This is a genomic window from Cyclobacterium sp. 10D3-21, from assembly GCF_055809755.1.
Genome location: NZ_CM147924.1, coordinates 312,014 through 330,188, shown reverse-complemented (window position 1 = coordinate 330,188; position 18,175 = coordinate 312,014). Strand labels below are relative to the sequence as shown.

Annotated in this window: 13 protein-coding genes; 10 read left to right on the top strand and 3 right to left on the bottom strand. The window is 38.6% G+C overall.

Translation table 11 applies throughout. From position 1 onward, the window contains the following. The first annotated feature begins 79 nt into the window (after positions 1-79). From AC0L7T_RS01475 to AC0L7T_RS01440, 8 genes are all read left to right on the top strand, one after another. Positions 80-1,657, top strand: coding sequence for an ATP-dependent DNA helicase (locus AC0L7T_RS01475; RefSeq protein WP_473340597.1), 1,578 nt, complete (start codon positions 80-82; stop codon positions 1,655-1,657). A 130-nt stretch (positions 1,658-1,787) separates the two neighbouring features. Then, entirely contained in the window at positions 1,788-3,959 is a 2,172-nt protein-coding gene (locus AC0L7T_RS01470) for a PA14 domain-containing protein (RefSeq protein ID WP_473340595.1), read from the top strand. Positions 3,960-4,113: 154 nt separating this feature from the next. Then, on the top strand, positions 4,114-6,933 hold the full coding sequence (uvrA, locus tag AC0L7T_RS01465; protein WP_473340594.1) for an excinuclease ABC subunit UvrA: 2,820 nt from the start codon (positions 4,114-4,116) through the stop codon (positions 6,931-6,933). A gap of 165 nt (positions 6,934-7,098) precedes the next feature. Beyond that, on the top strand, positions 7,099-8,559 hold the full coding sequence (locus tag AC0L7T_RS01460) for an MBOAT family O-acyltransferase (protein ID WP_473340593.1): 1,461 nt from the start codon (positions 7,099-7,101) through the stop codon (positions 8,557-8,559). Positions 8,560-8,564: 5 nt separating this feature from the next. After that, a complete protein-coding gene (locus tag AC0L7T_RS01455) occupies positions 8,565-9,485 on the top strand; it encodes a hypothetical protein (protein ID WP_473340591.1) in 921 nt (306 codons plus the stop codon). A 528-nt stretch (positions 9,486-10,013) separates the two neighbouring features. Continuing rightward, on the top strand, positions 10,014-10,994 hold the full coding sequence (locus tag AC0L7T_RS01450; RefSeq protein ID WP_473340589.1) for a formylglycine-generating enzyme family protein: 981 nt from the start codon (positions 10,014-10,016) through the stop codon (positions 10,992-10,994). A gap of 17 nt (positions 10,995-11,011) precedes the next feature. Further along, positions 11,012-12,331: a Gfo/Idh/MocA family protein gene (locus AC0L7T_RS01445; RefSeq protein ID WP_473340587.1), complete on the top strand. Its 1,320-nt coding sequence runs from the start codon at positions 11,012-11,014 to the stop codon at positions 12,329-12,331. A 4-nt stretch (positions 12,332-12,335) separates the two neighbouring features. Continuing rightward, positions 12,336-13,256 carry a hydroxypyruvate isomerase family protein gene (locus AC0L7T_RS01440; protein WP_473340585.1) on the top strand — a complete coding sequence of 307 codons (921 nt, stop codon included), beginning with the start codon at positions 12,336-12,338 and terminating at the stop codon, positions 13,254-13,256. Positions 13,257-13,337: 81 nt separating this feature from the next. Here AC0L7T_RS01440 and AC0L7T_RS01435 read toward each other — a convergent pair whose 3' ends face one another. Beyond that, positions 13,338-13,811 carry a YcxB family protein gene (locus AC0L7T_RS01435; RefSeq protein WP_473340584.1) on the bottom strand — a complete coding sequence of 158 codons (474 nt, stop codon included), beginning with the start codon at positions 13,809-13,811 and terminating at the stop codon, positions 13,338-13,340. A 443-nt stretch (positions 13,812-14,254) separates the two neighbouring features. Between AC0L7T_RS01435 and AC0L7T_RS01430 the strand changes: the two genes are divergently transcribed. Further along, positions 14,255-14,476 (top strand): hypothetical protein, encoded by a 222-nt coding sequence (locus AC0L7T_RS01430; protein ID WP_473343407.1) that lies wholly within the window; start codon positions 14,255-14,257, stop codon positions 14,474-14,476. Here the strand turns inward: AC0L7T_RS01430 and AC0L7T_RS01425 are convergent. Both AC0L7T_RS01425 and AC0L7T_RS01420 read right to left on the bottom strand, forming a co-directional pair. Continuing rightward, the gene (locus tag AC0L7T_RS01425) at positions 14,473-14,898 is read right to left on the bottom strand and encodes a Fur family transcriptional regulator (RefSeq protein ID WP_473340583.1); all 426 of its coding nucleotides are present in this window, start codon (positions 14,896-14,898) and stop codon (positions 14,473-14,475) included. The two genes, AC0L7T_RS01430 and AC0L7T_RS01425, sit on opposite strands and share 4 nt — an antisense overlap. Positions 14,899-15,010: 112 nt before the next feature. Next, a complete protein-coding gene (locus AC0L7T_RS01420; RefSeq protein ID WP_473340580.1) occupies positions 15,011-16,792 on the bottom strand; it encodes a sodium:solute symporter family protein in 1,782 nt (593 codons plus the stop codon). A gap of 299 nt (positions 16,793-17,091) precedes the next feature. Between AC0L7T_RS01420 and AC0L7T_RS01415 the strand changes: the two genes are divergently transcribed. Next, positions 17,092-18,162 (top strand): phosphotransferase enzyme family protein, encoded by a 1,071-nt coding sequence (locus AC0L7T_RS01415; RefSeq protein WP_473340578.1) that lies wholly within the window; start codon positions 17,092-17,094, stop codon positions 18,160-18,162. Positions 18,163-18,175: the final 13 nt, after the last annotated feature.

Genomic DNA, 18,175 nt, shown 5'->3' with positions numbered 1-18,175 from the left:
TGTCATTAATTTACAATATATACGAAACCGATAAAATTATTAATAATTTTAGGTGTCTATTTAACAAACATTTTACCTCATGTCCTATTTAAAATCGTTTTTTCGTCAGGAATTTGAAGCCAAAGGACTGGACATGACCAATGAGCCCTTTATCCAGGCCCTTGAAATTGCCTTGCATACCAATAAATCACTTTTCCTGACAGGCCGGGCAGGAACAGGTAAAACTACTTTTCTACATACCCTTAGAAAATTTAACCCTACCAAAAACATGGTAGTCGTTGCGCCAACGGGAGTTGCTGCCATAAACGCAAAAGGCAAAACCATCCATAGCTTTTTTAAAATTGACCCCAGGCAAATTTTTCTTCCAGATGACCCCAGGCTTAAAGCCAGTGGCTCCAAACAAAATATCTTTGACACCTTCAAATACACCAACAGCAGGTTAGCAGTCATGCGAAAACTGGATATTCTCGTAATTGATGAGATTTCAATGGTTAGGGTGGAAATACTGGACATACTTGATCAAATTTTGCGTGTATTTAGAAGGAAAATGCACCTGCCCTTTGGAGGGGTTCAGCTAATATTGATTGGCGATCCATTTCAGTTACCTCCCATAGTAAAAGACAAAGACTGGTCCTTATTGTCCAGTAAATATGAGACACGCTTTTTCTTTAGTTCTTATGGTTTCAAAGAATTAATGCCTTTTCATATTGAATTACAAAAAATATACCGCCAAAAGGATACTGTATTCAAAGACCTTTTGAACAGAATAAGGGAAAGCAAACACACCTACGAAGACATCAATTTTTTAAATAAGCGAGCAGCCGACTATCATTTTGACCTGTTGGATCAAGGCTATATCATTCTGGGAACCCATAATTTCAATATCCATAAAATTAACAAGCAGAAATTAGAGCTTATAAAAAGCGAGGAAAAGATTTTCAAAGCGGATATCGAAGATGATTTTCCCTCTTCCATGGCCCCTTTTGATCCCATGGACATCACACTCAAAGTTGGAGCGCAAGTAATTTTCATGCGAAACAATCCCGAAAAAAAATACTACAATGGTATGATTGGGAAAGTCGTAGAAATGCACAAGAATAAAATCCTGGTAGAAGCAAATAATGGGACATTTTATGAAGTTGAGAGAGAGGTTTGGGAAAACGTAGACTTTCAATACAATGAGCAGGAAAAAAAAGTAGATGCAAAAGTTATTGGCAGATTCACTCAGTTCCCACTGAAGCTTGCCTGGGCCATCACAGTACATAAAAGTCAAGGACTTACCTTCGAAAAATGTATAGTGGAAATAGACAGATCATTTGAAGCAGGACAAGTCTATGTGGCCCTTAGTCGCTGCACTGATCTGGAGGGATTGGTGTTAAAAAAAGCAATCGGCATGCAAAGTGTATTGGTAAGTCAGGATAGTTTGAATTTTAGTTTGCAGCGGCAGGGGGAATCGCAGGTGGAAGAAGATTTAAAGGTGCAAAGAGCATTTGCTTCCCTACCTTACGCTTTGGACGCCTACCGAAAAGGGGACTTAAATAAAGCCAAGGCCATTTTTGATGAAGTTCAAAGCATCCATGACATCACCTATTATGCAAAATTCAAACAGTTTATGATGCTAAAACCTTACTTAGACTACAAAAATAAACGCAGATAAATGAATTTTAAATAACTTTTTTAGCATTTTATCAAAAATAAATGCCTGATTCCCTTGCGTTTTAATCTCAAATGCATAAATTTGTATTTAACAGCAGAATAAAAGCATTTCAATTTTAATTATTTTTCAAATGCAGGGGATATCGAGAGGAGTAAATCAGGAAAAGAATTATTTTAACAGCGTAGTTTTATCCTTCCTATTATTTTTAGCTATTTCAGTACATAGTTATGGTCAATTAGCCTGTACCAATACTGAGCCAGCATCTGTTACTTCCCCTTGGAGTAGTGGATGGCAGTCTGGCTATCCAACAAACACCTGGAACGCCCATGTTTATCAGTTAACGAGTTCTTATAACCCGTATGGCGCATTTGCCGGTTATAACGAGCCAAGACAGTTTAAGGACGATGGCGGACAATACAAAGGAATGTTGTTGAGAGATGGTGTTAACTTTTTACCTGTTACAGGAGTTAACTTCGAAACGCATTTCAACGATCCCGATCCTACGCCGGGCAATGGTTTTGGTTCTGACTTTCTTTTTTTTGAAACAGGTATCAGTCCTACTGTAGCAGGAGGATGTGACACGCAGTTGCAATCATTTGGTGTGTCAATGAGAGGCAGATACATTCCACAGGAAAATGGCATCTATCGTATTCGTATAGGTGGTGACGATGGCTCTTATTTTCGCATGTTTTCAGATGTTGGAACTTCTAATGATTTAAACAGCGTAGCAAAAGATGTGAATGGAAACGATTTAGTTCATGACAATTGGATAAAAAAAGCTTCTGATCCAGATTTTGATGGTGTGTATAACTTTGTTTACGAAGACAATATCAGAAATTATTATGTAGAGTTAGAAGCCTTTGATGAGTGGTTCATGCAATTAAACTATTATGAAAAGAATGGTAACAATAGGTTTTCTTTTGATATCGAACTCTATTTTGGTCCAGGTGAGATAAGAATGGGTAGTAATGCTACTGATATTGCTTCTTTTTGTGGCATAAATCCTGATCCAACCATAATTAACTCTATAGGTCCAGCTGTATTCGAAGATGGAGAAGTTAGCGAATATTTTTGGCAATATGCTACCACTAACGATGAAACGACTACTTGGACAACTATTCCTGGAGCAACAGACGAATTCTATAAAATCCCAACTTATGATGAAAATGTTGCTGAAAATAGCTGGACAGGAACAAGGTATTATAGAAGAGGGGCTACCAATACAATTGTCAATCCGGATGATGGAACGAGTACAGATGTAAATGTATTCGCCAATGTATTGGAAGTTACTGTTAACCCAATTGCAGACATGGATCAAAGCGAATTTGGTACCAATGAGTGGGTTGGACATATTTATGGAGCGTTAAGGGATTTTTCTTCCTCCAATTATATTGGAAGAGTCAATCAAACTGAAATATTCAACCAAAATTTCCCAAGTGGTGCTTCTTCTGGTCCACAATTTTTTACTCCTGATTATGGTTGTGCTTTCCAAACAGATAATTTTACGGTCAGGTATAAAATGCTTTTGGATGTGGCCCCAGGAACCTATGATTTTTATGTAAATGGAGATGATGGTTACAGGTTGTATATAAATGGCAATCCCGTTATTAACGAGTGGACCAAAGCAAGTGGAGTAAAAGCAGTCGACGATACTTACCAAATGGAAATCGTTGAAGAGGGTGTTTTAGAGTTAATATTAGAATATTATGAGATTGGTGGAGGCCAGTCCATATCATTTGATTATAGTGAAGAGTTACTAATACTTCCTTTGGAATGGGGCGATTTTCTTGGCCAGTCCTGTGGTGACAACAATTGCCTTAAATGGAGCACTTTACAGGAAAAAAATACCAGTCATTTTATCTTAGAAAGATCAAATGATGGATTCAACTGGAAAGAATTTGGTGAAGAAATTGGAGCCCAGGGAAATAGCAACAGAGAAGTACAATATCAGTTTGAAGACGATTCTTTTGAAAACAAAATCTCCTTTTACAGAATAAAACAAGTTGATTTGGATGCCACTTTCAGTTACTCTGATGTAATCAGGGTTGAAAACTACTCACTTAGCAATAAGTTGATGCCTTTCCCTAACCCAACCATGGATTTACTCTTTTTGGATTCAGAAGATGGAATTTTGAATGTGGAGCTTATGAGTCAAGATCAAAGAGTAAGGGCTCAACCTTTAGTTGAGAAAGTTGGTGATAAGAGATACCAGATTGATATGCGTCAATTTCCTAGCAACCATTATTTGGTAACCATCCAAACAACAACATCGAAAAAGACTTACAAAATAATGAAAAGATAAAATCGTATTATAGCTCATTCCCTGCTCATAAGACGAGTAAAACATAAATTAATGCAAGCGATATACGAGACCGACAGTCACCTTTATGACTGCCGGTCTTTTTTTTCAATGACATTTTATCATTTATAGGTTTGGGTTGGTATCTTTGCATATTATGGGTAGTACTACTGTCAAAAAAAGCACATCTCTCGAAGACCTGGATCCAAAATCCTTTATTATAATAAAGAATGCCCGGGTAAATAATCTTAAAAGTCTTAGTATCGCCATTCCCAGGAATAAGCTGATAATCATTACAGGCTTATCCGGTTCAGGAAAATCTTCCCTGGCTTTCGATACTCTTTTTGCTGAGGGACAGCGGATGTATGTAGAAAGCTTAAGCTCCTACGCCAGGCAATTTTTAGGGCGTATGGAAAAACCTGAGGTGGAATACATTAAAGGGGTATCACCAGCCATCGCCATCCAGCAAGGGGTAAACACAAAAAACCCCAGATCAACTGTAGGTACCACTACTGAAATTTACGATTACCTTAAGCTCTTATTCAGTAGGATAGGCAGGACCATCTCTCCCATAAGCGGTGAGGAAGTAAAGCACCATACCGTAACTGATGTAGTCGCTTATATACATGGCTTCGAGGAAGGTGATAAGGTCATGATAAGTTGTCCTTTACATTTCAGTGCAGACAGAGCCAGAGAAAAGGAATTGGAAGTCTTGTTGCAAAAAGGTTTTACCCGCGTACTAGTAGATGGTGAGGTATCCTTCGTTGAAGACCTGTTGGAAGTAGATAAATTACCGGAAGGCACCTTCGAGATCCTTATTGATAGGGTATCGGTATTGAAAGAAGACGAAGGAAATCAATTTAGAATCGCAGATAGTATTCAGACTGCTTTTTTTGAAGGATTGGGAGAGTGCAAAATCGTTGTTCCGAACAAAGACGTTAGAACCTTTAGCGATAAATTTGAGCTGGATGGCATTCATTTCGAATTGCCGACAGTGAATTTTTTTAGTTTTAACAACCCTTATGGAGCTTGCAGGACTTGTGAAGGCTTTGGCTCAGTCCTGGGAATAGATCCTGATCTGGTAATTCCTGACAAAACCATTTCCATTTTTGAGGGAGCCATTGCACCCTGGCGTGGAGAAACAAGTAAAAAATGGTTAGCACCACTTTTAAAGGATGGAATTAAATTTGACTTCCCCATACACAGACCTTACGAAGACCTTGATGAGAAAGACAAGGCTGTCCTATGGACAGGAAATAAGTATTTTAAAGGCTTAAATGATTTTTTTGCTTTTCTGGAAAGCAAACTCCATAAAATTCAGTATCGGGTAATGCTTTCCAGGTTTAGGGGAAGAACTGTATGTCCAGATTGTAAAGGGACAAGGATTAGAAAAGATGCTTCCTATGTCAAAATAGCGGATAGATCCATTACGGATATGGTATTACTGCCAATAGACAAGGCACTCCCCTTCTTTGAAAAGTTGGCACTTACCGAGACGGAGAAAAACGTATCCAAAAGATTGCTACAAGAAATTATCAATAGGCTTGAATACCTCGATCAGGTAGGGCTTGGTTATTTAACCCTCAACAGACTGACTTCTTCCTTGTCAGGTGGAGAGTTTCAACGTATAAAACTGGCCACTTCACTAGGCAGCGCATTGGTAGGGTCTATGTACATACTGGATGAGCCTAGCATAGGATTACATCCCAGAGATACAGAACGGTTAATTACTGTATTGAAGGCACTGAGGGATCTAGGCAACACGGTGATCGTAGTGGAGCATGAGGAGAAAATCATCCTTACTGCAGATCAGGTAATCGACATTGGACCAGACGCAGGTGTTCATGGCGGTGAACTGGTTTTCCAGGGCACGCTGAAAGAATTGATGGAAGCAGGCAATACCCATACCTCCAGGTACCTGAGTGGTGAAGAGTCTATAAGTGCCAAAATCCATAACCGAGAATGGTCGGAATACATTTTAATTAAAGGTGCAACCGAAAATAACCTTAAAAATATAACGGTTAAAATCCCTTTAGAGATATTAACCGTGGTTACAGGAGTAAGTGGTTCAGGAAAATCTACTTTGGTCAAAAAAGTATTGTACCCTGCAATCGGCAAAATCCTCGGAACCGTAAACGACGAGTCAGGGCGATTCGACAAAATAGAAGGGCATTATAGAAATATCAACAGGGTGGAATTTGTTGATCAGAACCCTATAGGCAAATCTTCCAGATCCAACCCCGTGACCTATGTCAAAGCTTATGACGGAATCCGGGCACTTTATGCAGACCTTCCAATATCCAAGCAGAGAGGGTATAAGCCAGCCTTTTTTAGTTTCAATGTAGATGGAGGCAGATGTGAAGCTTGCCAGGGAGAAGGCACCCAAAAGATTGAGATGCAGTTTATGGCAGACATTTACCTTACCTGCGAATCGTGCAAAGGGAAGCGTTTTAAAAATGAGATATTGGATGCCAAATACAATGGAAAAGACATTTCAGAGGTTTTGGACTTAACCATTGATGAAGCGATGGACTTCTTTAGCGAAAAACAGGCAATTATCCAGAAGCTGAGACCTCTACAAGAAGTAGGTCTTGGTTATATTGGCCTTGGCCAATCCTCCAATACCCTAAGTGGTGGAGAAGCCCAAAGGGTAAAGTTAGCCTCCTTTTTAGGGAAAAATGATAGCAAAAAACAGGAAAGAATATTGTTCATTTTTGATGAACCAACCACTGGCCTACATTTTCATGACATAAAAAAATTACTCTTCTCCATTAACTCGCTTATTGATCAGGGACATACAGTACTTATAATTGAGCACAACACAGAAGTAATAATGGCTGCGGACTGGGTAATAGATCTGGGACCTGAAGGAGGAGAAAAAGGTGGCCATGTAATTTTTGAGGGAGTCCCGGAAGATTTAATGAAGGAGCCAAATAATTATACGGGAAAATATTTATTAGAATTAAAAAAGGGGTAGATACAATTAATTTTCTGTAAAAAATATTTTTTTTTGCGTAAAGCAGTGATATAAATGATTTTAATATATATTTTTGCACCCTATATAAACTTAGAATAGGTGGGTATTCAGAAGCAACCTATACTAACTTAAACATTTTTAACTTACTTAATTACTTATTTTTTCATGTTGTTCAATTCCATTGAATTCCTGATTTTCCTTCCGGTTGTATTTTTAATATACTGGTTTGTCTTTAACAAGAATTTAAAGCTTCAAAATTCTTGGATTTTGATTGCCAGTTATGTTTTTTATGGGTGGTGGGATTATAGGTTTTTATCCTTAATATTTTTCAGTTCACTAGTTGATTTCTTAATAGGAATGCAACTGGGAAAAAGCGAGAATAAGACTCATCGAAAATGGTTATTGTTTATAAGCTTGTGCGTAAATATTGGGTTTTTAGGCTTTTTTAAATATTACAACTTTTTTGCAGAGAGTTTTGCAGATGCCTTTACATTGTTTGGAAGCTCAATGGATCCAGCAAGGTTAAACATTATATTGCCGGTTGGGATTAGTTTTTACACCTTCCAGACGATGAGTTATACCATCGATGTATACCGGAAACAATTGGCACCTGTATCAGAGCCTATCGCCTTTTTTACATATGTTAGTTTCTTCCCACAACTTGTCGCAGGACCTATAGAAAGGGCCACAAACCTCTTGCCGCAATTCTTCAAAAAAAGAACATTCAATTATGCCCAGGCAAGTGATGGATTGCGTCAGATGCTATGGGGCTTATTTAAAAAAATCGTCATTGCAGACAATTGCGCCATCTACGTAAATGATATTTTCAATGATTATCAATCCTTTTCAGGCTTTACTTTATTACTTGGAGGCGTATTGTTTGCCTTTCAGATATACGGTGATTTTTCAGGCTATTCTGACATCGCCATAGGTACTTCCAGATTATTTGGTTTTGACTTAAAACGAAATTTCGCATTCCCTTATTTTTCCAGAGACATTGCCGAGTTTTGGCGGAGATGGCACATTTCTCTTTCTACCTGGTTTAGGGATTACTTATACATTCCCTTGGGTGGCAGTAAAGGAGGGCATGCGATAAGAAACATATTTATAATTTTCATTGTGAGTGGGTTTTGGCATGGAGCCAATTGGACTTTTATTTTTTGGGGAGCATTGAATGCTGCTTTTTACCTGCCTTTGTTGTTGACAAAAAGAAACAGAAAAAACACCTCCGATACAGTAGCCGCTGGAAAATACCTGCCGAGTCTAAAAGAGACTTTTCAAATGTCCACTACTTTTCTGCTAACTGTATTTGCCTGGATTTTCTTTAGGGCAGACAGCTTGGCCATGGCTTTTGACTATATCTCTATTATATTTTCATTAAAATTCTTCGTGTTACCCATACAGGATTTCTGGAGCATGAATACCGGCAACCATTTGATTTACTTATTCTTTTTGTTAATAGGCTTTATTATCGTTGAATGGTTACAACGAGAAAAGACTCATGGCCTGGATCTAGACCCTCTAAGAACACCAAAAACAATTAGGTGGACATTCTATTATGTAATTATCATCTTCTGTTTCATAATGAATGGGGTTCAACAAGAGTTTATATATTTTCAATTTTAAGCGTCATGAAAAAATTCTTAGGGAATAGTCTGTATTTTGTAATCCCTTTTGTTGTATACAGCCTGTTAATAGCATTTATAGATCCATTCAATTATTTAAATGGTTTTGGTATAACCAGTGAAGAAAAGAGGAAGACAATAGCCCAGAATGTTGAACCTCACTTGTACAAAATTATTGCATTTGAGAATGACCCAAAAAAGAATTGGGTTTTAGGAGATTCTAGAAGCAATGGGCTTTACGATGCAATGGATGAAAAGACATGGTCCAATCTAGCCTATGGTGGAGCGAGTTTAAAAGAAGTGGTTCAATCCTTTTGGTGGGCCACAGAAATAGTAAAGCCTGATACCGTTTTGATTGGGATCAACCTCAATTTATACAATAAATTAAACCGGCGTTTTTGGGTGGAAGAAACCCTTTCCAGAAAAGGAAATTATTTTACGTATGCCTTTAATAAATACACCTTCAATGCTACAGTAGCATTGGCAGAATCATTAGTGGTTCCCGAAAAAGATGCTTCATCAGAAGTTGATGATCCAGCAGCCAAAGAATACTACTGGAACAAGAAACTTGAAGAAACAGATAAATTTTTCAAAAACATTACCTACCCGGATGGGTATAAAAAACAGCTTACCGAAATAGCGGAATATTGCGAAAATGAAGGCGTAAAGTTAATCTTTTGGATACCCCCATTGCATAAAGATTACCATGATGCCCTAATAAAATATGAATTAAAGGAATATACAGATAGATTCCGAAGTGATTTACACTCTTTCGGTGATGTTTTTGATTTCAATTATGACTCCGAGTTAATTCTCGATGAAAATAACTTTCGGGATCCCGTACATTTTAACCTACAGGTAGCTGGGGAAATTGAAAAGGAAATAAGAAGCTATTCCCCAAACCATTCAACGCTTTACACCAAATAAAACAAAGCGTCAAAGAAAGAGAAGTACCCAGGACAAATCGAAAACACAAGCCTTATTACATCTTGTTCTGGCAAACAGTGCATTCTTGATTAAATCCGAAATTAAGCAATAAACCTCCTATTGCGTAAGAAACCACTTCACAATCAGCTACTGCGTTGACATTACCTAAGCAATGTATTTTCGCCTGGCTCTAATGAATACTTCATCCCGAATTAGGCTGATTTTCTATCGATCGTAGCACTTATTGATGGGGCCAGGACAGACCATCACGAATTCCATTACGTAATCCATGTTTTAATGATGGCTAAGGCAATCGCCAATCCACTGCTATTAACACCCCAACATTTTTATTCCATTTTTTGCTATTTCTATTTCTTTGGAACCGTGTATAGAAAATGAAACTACCGTCCCAATAACAGAAACTTTCAATATTTAAAAAATTAAGGTAATTTAAGCATTCAATTATTTTTTATTAAAAATTGAAGTAAATTACTAATAGTTAATAAAAAGAATACCTAAGCCTTATCCATGTTAAAATTATTAAAAAGAACTTTATTCGTAAGTTCTGTTTCATCCGTCTTGTTTTTAGCAAGTGCCTATCATTTTAATAAGACCTTTGAGCCTTATTCACAAGAGATTCCAGGAACAGGAATCTCATTTGATATGGTCCCCATTCCTGAAGGAACCTTTAAAATGGGAAGTAAAGATGGCGCTTCAGATGAAGCTCCGGTTCACAAAGTCAAAATAGATCCGTTTTGGATGGCATCCCACGAAGTCACCTGGGATCTTTACGAATTGTTTTTAGACAAAAGTTTTGAAGCCTCCTCCAGTGAAGGCCCTCTAAGTCCAAAAATAGACGGACTAACCAGACCATCCATACCCTATCTGGACATGACCTTCGGAATGGGAAAAGAACATAAACCAGCAATTGCAATGACCCAATATGGCGCCATTCAGTTTTGCAGGTGGTTGTACCTAAAAACAGGTGTCTTTTTTAGATTGCCTACAGAAGCCGAATGGGAATATGCCGCCCGGGCAGGGACAACTACGAAATATTTTTTCGGAGATGATCCATCTAAAATAGGGGATTTTGCCTGGTATGACGAAAATAGTGACGGAACCACTCATGAAATAGGCCAGAAGAAATCAAACCCTTGGGGTCTGTATGACATCTTGGGGAATGTAAATGAATGGACCATGGATCATTATGAAGCAGATGCCTACGCAAACAGAGGGGCCTCCACAGACAATCCTCTAAACTTGTCTGAAGAGCTTTACCCTAAGGTAATCAGAGGAGGAAGTTATGATAGTAGTCCAGAAGAAATGACCAGCAGCAAACGTGCTGCCAGTACTCCAGAATGGAAAAGAATAGATCCCCAAATCCCAAAAAGTCAATGGTGGTTTCCAGAGGCACCATTTTTAGGCATGAGAGTAGTAAGACCCCTTACTACCCCAAGTCCTGAATTCATAGAAAAATATTACGGCAGTGAGCCGATGGAAGATTATTAAAATAAACTCAACAAATAATGAAAGAAAATAATAGTAACGAAAGAAGGAATTTCATCAAAACTTCGGCGATAATAACTGGAGGTGCCATGTTAAGCCCATTCACACTTCCTGGAGCGCACGCTGCAGGAGATGACGCCATTAAGATAGCCGTCATTGGCTGTGGTGGTAGAGGCACAGGCGCAGTCTTCCAGGCCTTTGAAACCGGACAGAACATCAAGTTGGTGGCAATGGCCGATGCCTTCAAAGATCGTCTGGATCAAAGTCACGAGCGCATACTAAAAAAATACGGAAAAGATAAAGTAGTCGTTCCGGAAGAGAAGAAATTTGTAGGATTTGATGGTTACAAACATGCCATGAAAGATGCGGATGTGGTAATTATTGCTACTCCTCCAGGTTTCAGACCTGACCACTTTGAAGAAGCTGTCCGCCTTGAAAAGCAGATTTTTATGGAAAAACCTGTCGCTACAGATGCCATTGGTATCCGCAGGATTTTGGCAGCAGCCAAGATCGCTAAAGCCAAGAAGCTAAATGTAGTAGTAGGCCTTCAACGACACTATCAAGACAATTATATTCAGACCATTGATCGCATCCATAATGGTGAAATTGGTGATATCATAGGAGGCCAGGTATTCTGGAATGATGGCGGTGTATGGGTAAGAGAGCGCCAGCCAGGACAAACTGAGATGGAATACCAAATGAGAAACTGGTACTATTTCAACTGGCTATGTGGTGACCATATCACAGAACAGCATGTACACAACCTTGATGTTGCCAACTGGGTCAAGAATGCTTACCCGGTAAAAGCAGAGGGAACAGGGGGAAGAACAGTTAGAAGAGGTAAAGAGAATGGAGAGATTTTTGACCATCACGTGATATTGTTTACTTATGAAGATGGTACAGTAATCCATAGTGAATGCCGACATTTCCCAGGTGCTTATAACAGAGTGGATGAAAGCTTCCAAGGCACGAAAGGTAAAGCATATATGAATGCGGGACATACTGGTAAATTGACTGACCTTAAAGGAAACAGCCTTTATGACCATGATGGAACAAACAATGCAAACCCTTATCAGGTGGAGCATGACATGTTATTTGACGCGGTTGTAAAAGGTGAGTACAAGTTTGCCGATGCAGAGAATGCAGCCAAAAGTACCATGACTTCAATTCTTGGTCGTTATGCAACTTATTCTGGAAAACCTGTCACTTGGGATGAGGGTATAAATTCAAATGTGAACCTTAGACCTGATAAGTTAGCTTGGGATGCCCTACCAAAGGTTCTTCCAAATGAAGATGGTTATTATCCTTATGCAATTCCTGGTCAAACTAAAGTAGTATAAGCTGATGGAAAGAAGAAAATTTATTAAAAACGTATCCCTTGGAACAGCTGCGGCTGGCATAGCCGGGGTAAGTACCAGTCAGGCTGCTCAGACAAGCAATTTTGATGCAGATGCAACTTTCAACCTGGACTACGCGCCACATTTTGGCATGTTCAAAAATCTAGCTGGAGAAGACCTCTTAGATCAGATAACCTATATGCACGAACGTGGATTTAGAAGTCTGGAGGACAATGGCATGATGAAAAGGACTCCTGAAATGCAGGAGAAAATAGGCAACCACCTGGCAAAGCTAGGGATGACGATGGGCGTCTTTGTATTGGACAAAGGAGGAAATGGTGCCAACACGCTTGCTGCTGGAAAGCAGGAGTATGTAGACATCTTTTTGGCGGCTTGTAAAAAAGCAGTTGAAACATCCAAACGGGTAAATGCAAAGTGGACTACTGTAGTTCCGGGCGATTTTCAGAGAAATTTACCCCTAGATATCCAAAATGCAAATGTTATAGAAGCACTTCGAAAAGGTGCAGCTATTCTGGAACCACATGGGCTAACAATGGTATTGGAGCCTCTCAGTGACAATCCAAACCTATATTTACGCTATTCTCCTCAAACTTACCTTGTTTGTAAGGGAGTTGATAGCCCTAGCTGTAAGATTTTGTATGACATCTACCATCAGCAAAAAAATGAAGGTCACCTCATTACATTGATGGAAATGTGTTGGGAAGAGATCGCCTATATACAAATTGGAGACAATCCTGGCAGAAAAGAACCTGGCACTGGAGAGATCAACTTCAAAAATGTTTTTAAATACATTTATGAAAAAGGATACAAAGGTGTGTGCGGCATGGAACATGGAAATTTCAGTTCTGGTAAAGAAGGTGAAGAAGCGGTTATTCAGGCTTATAGAGAAGCAGATAGTTTCCGCTAGGCTGAGATTGCACTAATAAATACGAAAAAAGGGCAGCTATTTTAAATAGCTGCCCTTTTTTCTGTCCAATTTGTAAACAAATTAGGCTAAAAACCCTTTGCGCTTCAATATCGTCTCAACAAATTTGACTTCGTTTTGGGTATTGAAAATTCTAAAAGGAAGATGAATGAACTGAGCCTTAGACAAAACAAGAATATAGGCATCATCTTTAACCTGAGCCTCTTTTATCATTTCCCATTTAATAGGCATTCCTTGTTTGCTATTGATTTTCATAAGCACCTGTCGACTGTCAATTTCATAAGATAGCCGCTCAAACATTACCTTATTCTGTTCCATTTGGGTTACACCTGCAAACTGTATTACCCAAAAAAGCCAATACAATGCATAGGCCAATAATGCCATGCTTATCCACCACCATGAGGGTATCCAAAAATAACCACAAGCGATGGCTACAGCGATCAACGCCACCCACCATTGCTGTTTTAATATGTTTTTTAATCCCTGTTTGATATAGGTACCTGTCTCCAGTTTATATTTTTTTGTTTTTACGATCATTATTAAATATTCATTTTGCTGCGCAAATATCTTACCTTATCCATTAGATAGCAAGTTTATTCCCTATCCCTTTTTATTTTTTTATGATTTTTGATCCCAATAAAGCCCCTGTCTAATGACTCCAAAACAACTCTTTCCCCTTTCAAAGCCAAGAAAATTAAACCCTAATAGGGCAGTCTCCATGCTATTCTTTTATAAAACCCCTCAAAACCATCCTTAAAATGGAGACAAGAACTTATGAATAAAACGTCCCTTATTCTTTTTCCCTCAAAAGCACTATAACACTATTGCCAAAAACTTGATGAGGTCTTTAGAAGCCTGACAAATTCCTTGTAAGATAAACCTACTTTTATTTCACAAATAATATAACCAGCTTACCCTCAGACCAACAAGTTGATTTATTCAAATTATTATTGTAACTTATTGACTAAACATTTGATATGATGAATAGCCTGGTGATAGATTTGACTTTATGCGGTATAGCCTATGTTGTATTGATATACTTTGTAGCCACGCTTACTAGTTCTAAAATCAAAAGAAACCGGAAGAACAATGATGAAGATGATGATGGTGGAGTAGAAAACAATACCCCACCAGTTATAGATTTACCTCCCGGTATCATTTGGCCTTCCGATGAGAAGGATAAGAAACCCATTGCTTTTTAATTATTTTGTTTGCATTTGTTGCAAACTCCCTGTATTAATAAATTCATTTCTCGTAATTCATAGCCCTTCGGTAGCGATACTTTTGGTAGGGAAATTTCGTCTAAACAACTGGTATTCCCACAAATCTCACATTTAAAATGTACATGCTCATGATCATGGTGAGGCACCTCGGAGCTATGGTTGCACAAAGCGTATTTGGCAGCACCTGTATCGTCAAGTACCTTATGAACAAGATCATTCTCCAAAAACGTCTTCAGCGTTCTGTAAATAGTAACCCTATCAAAATTATCCTTTAATGCATCTTCAAGATCAGCGTGAGAAAGCGCTACCTTCCTGTTAAGGAAGGTTGAAAGCACATCTCTTCTGCAGCTGGTTACTCTTAGGTTATTCTCTTTTAATATTTCAGCCGTTTTATTAGCCATAAGTTTACTTTTGGAATGACTTAATTAATCAACTGCTCTCAGGGTGCTTCAACCAATAATAAGCAGAAACACCCTTTACTTTCTAGTCTAAGTCGCTAAAAAAGCAGTCGTTTTAGGTTGTCCTCATCTTTTTCCACCCTTTATAGACAAGAAAACCTCCGGCCAACGTAATTATTGTAGCAATGATTGCAGGGATTGTTTCGCCGTAGATCCAGAATCCCACACCAAATAATGCCGAAAAGACCATAATGGAAGCAATTAGCATCAATCCAATTTCCATTGGCAGTTGACCAACTTCTTCTTTTACCTCAGGGTGTTTGACCAATAATTTTTTCCAACCATAAGATGCTGGCCTAACTTTTTTATAGAAAGCGATCAATACTTTATCATCCTCAGGCCTGGTCAATAAGGTAACAGACACCCAGGTAATCGTGGTGATAGTGACGCCTAAAAGTAATTTTAGGTAAATCATATCTTCCGGTATTGGCCAAAATCCTAATTTATTGTGAATTGACTCAAAATAAATTGCCACTATAAAGGATACGATCATGGCAGAAATTTCGGTATAAGCGTTGATTCTCCACCAAAACCAGCGCAAGATAAAAATCAAGCCAGTACCCGCACCAATCTGTAACAATATATTGAACGCTTCAAGCGCATTGGATAGTACAGTAGCTAATAATGCAGCAAGCAGCATAAGCCCAACTGTTGAAATTCTTCCAACGGCTACAAGTTCTTTGTCAGTAGCTTCTGGCTTAATAAATCTAGCGTAAAAATCGTTAACTACATAGGATGAGCCCCAATTGAGGTGGGTAGACAAGGTGGACATTACTGCAGCTATCAACGATGCAAGTACGATCCCTATCAGTCCTTTTGGAAGGAAGGTAAGCATGGCAGAATAAGCCAAATCATCTCCTAGTTTGCTGGCTTCTATATGAGGAAAAGCCTCTTGCATATCACTCAACTGAGGGAAAAGTATTAGGGAAGACAAAGCAATAATAATCCAAGGCCAGGGACGAATAGCGTAATGCGTGATGTTGAACAACAATGTTGCACCAATCGCATTTTTCTCATCTTTGGCTGATAACATTCGCTGAGCGATATACCCCCCACCACCTGGCTCTGCACCTGGGTACCATGTGGCCCACCACTGTATCGCCAAAGGCATAATAAATAAAGGTATCAATACGTTCCAGTCACTAAAGTCTGGAATGATGTTTAGTTTTCCCACTACATTTGGGTGTGTCAACAATGCATCAAGACTTCCTATTTCAGGTAAAGTAACAATATAAATGGCTGCTCCGAAGGCACCAGCCATGGCAATGAAAAACTGAAAGAAATCAGTTAGTAAAACGCCTTTCAGTCCACCCAATGAACTATAAAACACAGTAACGACAGAAACGATTAAAAGCGTTTGTATAGAACTAAAACCAAGCATAACGCCAAAGATCTTAATCGCTGCCAGGGAAACTGTTGCCATGATCACTACATTGAAAAACACCCCTAGGTACAGTGCCCTAAAGGCTCTTAAAAAAGCGGCGGCTTTGCCTCCGTACCTAAGTTCATAGAATTCCAAATCTGTAGTAACCTCAGACCGTCTCCAAAGTTTTGCGTAAACAAAGACGGTCAACATCCCTGTCAACAGAAATGCCCACCAAACCCAGTTACCTGAAACACCATTCTTTCTTACAATATCAGTTACCAAATTGGGGGTATCCGCAGAAAAGGTAGTGGCAACCATACTAACCCCCAACAACCACCATGGCATATTTCTTCCGGAAAGGAAGAATTCTTTAGCGTTTTTACCCGCTGTTTTAGAGGCGTATACCCCTATTAACATGGAAATAACAAAAAATGCAATGATTATTGCCCAATCAAGGATTGAAATATTCATGATGAAGTATTTATATTTTAATTTTTTCGAATAATGGCTATTAACTAATTTTTCAACCTTCGAGTAAGAAGAAAATTTTTCTAAATAAATAAAACTTTTTCAATTATTTTAATTAATTCCTTTAAATATTTGTTGAACGAGAAGTAATTAGCCTTTTAAGGTGTTTCAAAAGACTACAAAGGTAAATATAAACCCTTTCAATAATATATAATTTAAAAGTATTGTAAATTTACCATTTGAAAATGCCCAAGGTGTCAAATTAAATCCCTTTGGCATTCTAAGAACTAGGAATTATTACTATGAAAGAAACAATTTTGGATGCGCTCAAAGCTGCCTATAAGTTAGAGGCAGAAAACCTGGTTGCCAGTAGATTTGGCTCAGGACATATCCATAAAACGTTCAAGGTGGAAAGCAGCACCCAGTCCTATATATTACAGGAATTTAATGATACCGTTTTTAAATATCCGGAACGCATTTCTAACAATCTGGGCTACCTACTTGATAATTTTGATCCTACAAACATCCCTTTTGTATTGCCACTGCCTATACCGAACCAGGATGGTGGTCTGTTTACCGAATTGGATGGAGGCCTATATAGACTTTTCCCTTTTGTCAATGGAGTGACAAGAGATGATATTGATTATAAAGAGCAAGCAAGCAAAGCCGCAGAAGCTTTTGCTTATTTTGTACTGGTATTTCTACCTACTGATTCTGACAAACTTCAGGATACCATTCAGGATTTTCATCACCTTGAATGGCGCTATAGTCAATTTGATGAGGCATTAAAAGCACCCGCCATTGAAATAAATGAGGAAACCAGGGAGATGATTGCCTATTATGAATCCCGTAAGGATTTACTCGAACAATATGGAGCTTACCGAAGCCAACTACCCCTTAGGGCGACCCATAATGATACCAAGATAAACAACCTGATCTTTAGTGAAGACTTAAAGAAAGTCAATGCCGTAATAGACTTGGATACCATTATGGCAGGTTTCGTGTTTTATGATTTTGGAGACCTTGCCCGAACAGTTGCCTGTACAAGGGATGAATCCTCATTGGATTGGGGACAAATAAAGGTCGACATGGTCAAATATGAAGGGCTACTTGAAGGTTTTTATACCGTTCTTGCCGGACATATTACAGAGGAGGAGTTAGACTCTCTCCCATTTGGTGCCGAAATGATGACACTTATCATGGGCCTTCGTTTTCTAACTGACCACCTCAAGGGAAACATTTATTATCAAGTGGATTACGTGGAACAAAACCTTCACCGATCCAAAAATCAAGCGGAGTTGCTGACGGCATTCATGGAAAAAAGACAGGAAATCAAGACGCTTGAAACGAACCTTAAGAGAAAATTTCTGTGAAGCATTAAATAGT

Coding starts and splice junctions, on each gene's coding strand:
- AC0L7T_RS01475 (WP_473340597.1), top strand. CDS start 80: ATGTCCTATTTAAAATCGTTTTTTCGTCAGGAATTTGAAGCCAAAGGA.
- AC0L7T_RS01470 (WP_473340595.1), top strand. CDS start 1,788: ATGCAGGGGATATCGAGAGGAGTAAATCAGGAAAAGAATTATTTTAAC.
- uvrA (WP_473340594.1), top strand. CDS start 4,114: ATGGGTAGTACTACTGTCAAAAAAAGCACATCTCTCGAAGACCTGGAT.
- AC0L7T_RS01460 (WP_473340593.1), top strand. CDS start 7,099: ATGTTGTTCAATTCCATTGAATTCCTGATTTTCCTTCCGGTTGTATTT.
- AC0L7T_RS01455 (WP_473340591.1), top strand. CDS start 8,565: ATGAAAAAATTCTTAGGGAATAGTCTGTATTTTGTAATCCCTTTTGTT.
- AC0L7T_RS01450 (WP_473340589.1), top strand. CDS start 10,014: ATGTTAAAATTATTAAAAAGAACTTTATTCGTAAGTTCTGTTTCATCC.
- AC0L7T_RS01445 (WP_473340587.1), top strand. CDS start 11,012: ATGAAAGAAAATAATAGTAACGAAAGAAGGAATTTCATCAAAACTTCG.
- AC0L7T_RS01440 (WP_473340585.1), top strand. CDS start 12,336: ATGGAAAGAAGAAAATTTATTAAAAACGTATCCCTTGGAACAGCTGCG.
- AC0L7T_RS01435 (WP_473340584.1), bottom strand. CDS start 13,811: ATGATCGTAAAAACAAAAAAATATAAACTGGAGACAGGTACCTATATC.
- AC0L7T_RS01430 (WP_473343407.1), top strand. CDS start 14,255: ATGAATAGCCTGGTGATAGATTTGACTTTATGCGGTATAGCCTATGTT.
- AC0L7T_RS01425 (WP_473340583.1), bottom strand. CDS start 14,898: ATGGCTAATAAAACGGCTGAAATATTAAAAGAGAATAACCTAAGAGTA.
- AC0L7T_RS01420 (WP_473340580.1), bottom strand. CDS start 16,792: ATGAATATTTCAATCCTTGATTGGGCAATAATCATTGCATTTTTTGTT.
- AC0L7T_RS01415 (WP_473340578.1), top strand. CDS start 17,092: ATGAAAGAAACAATTTTGGATGCGCTCAAAGCTGCCTATAAGTTAGAG.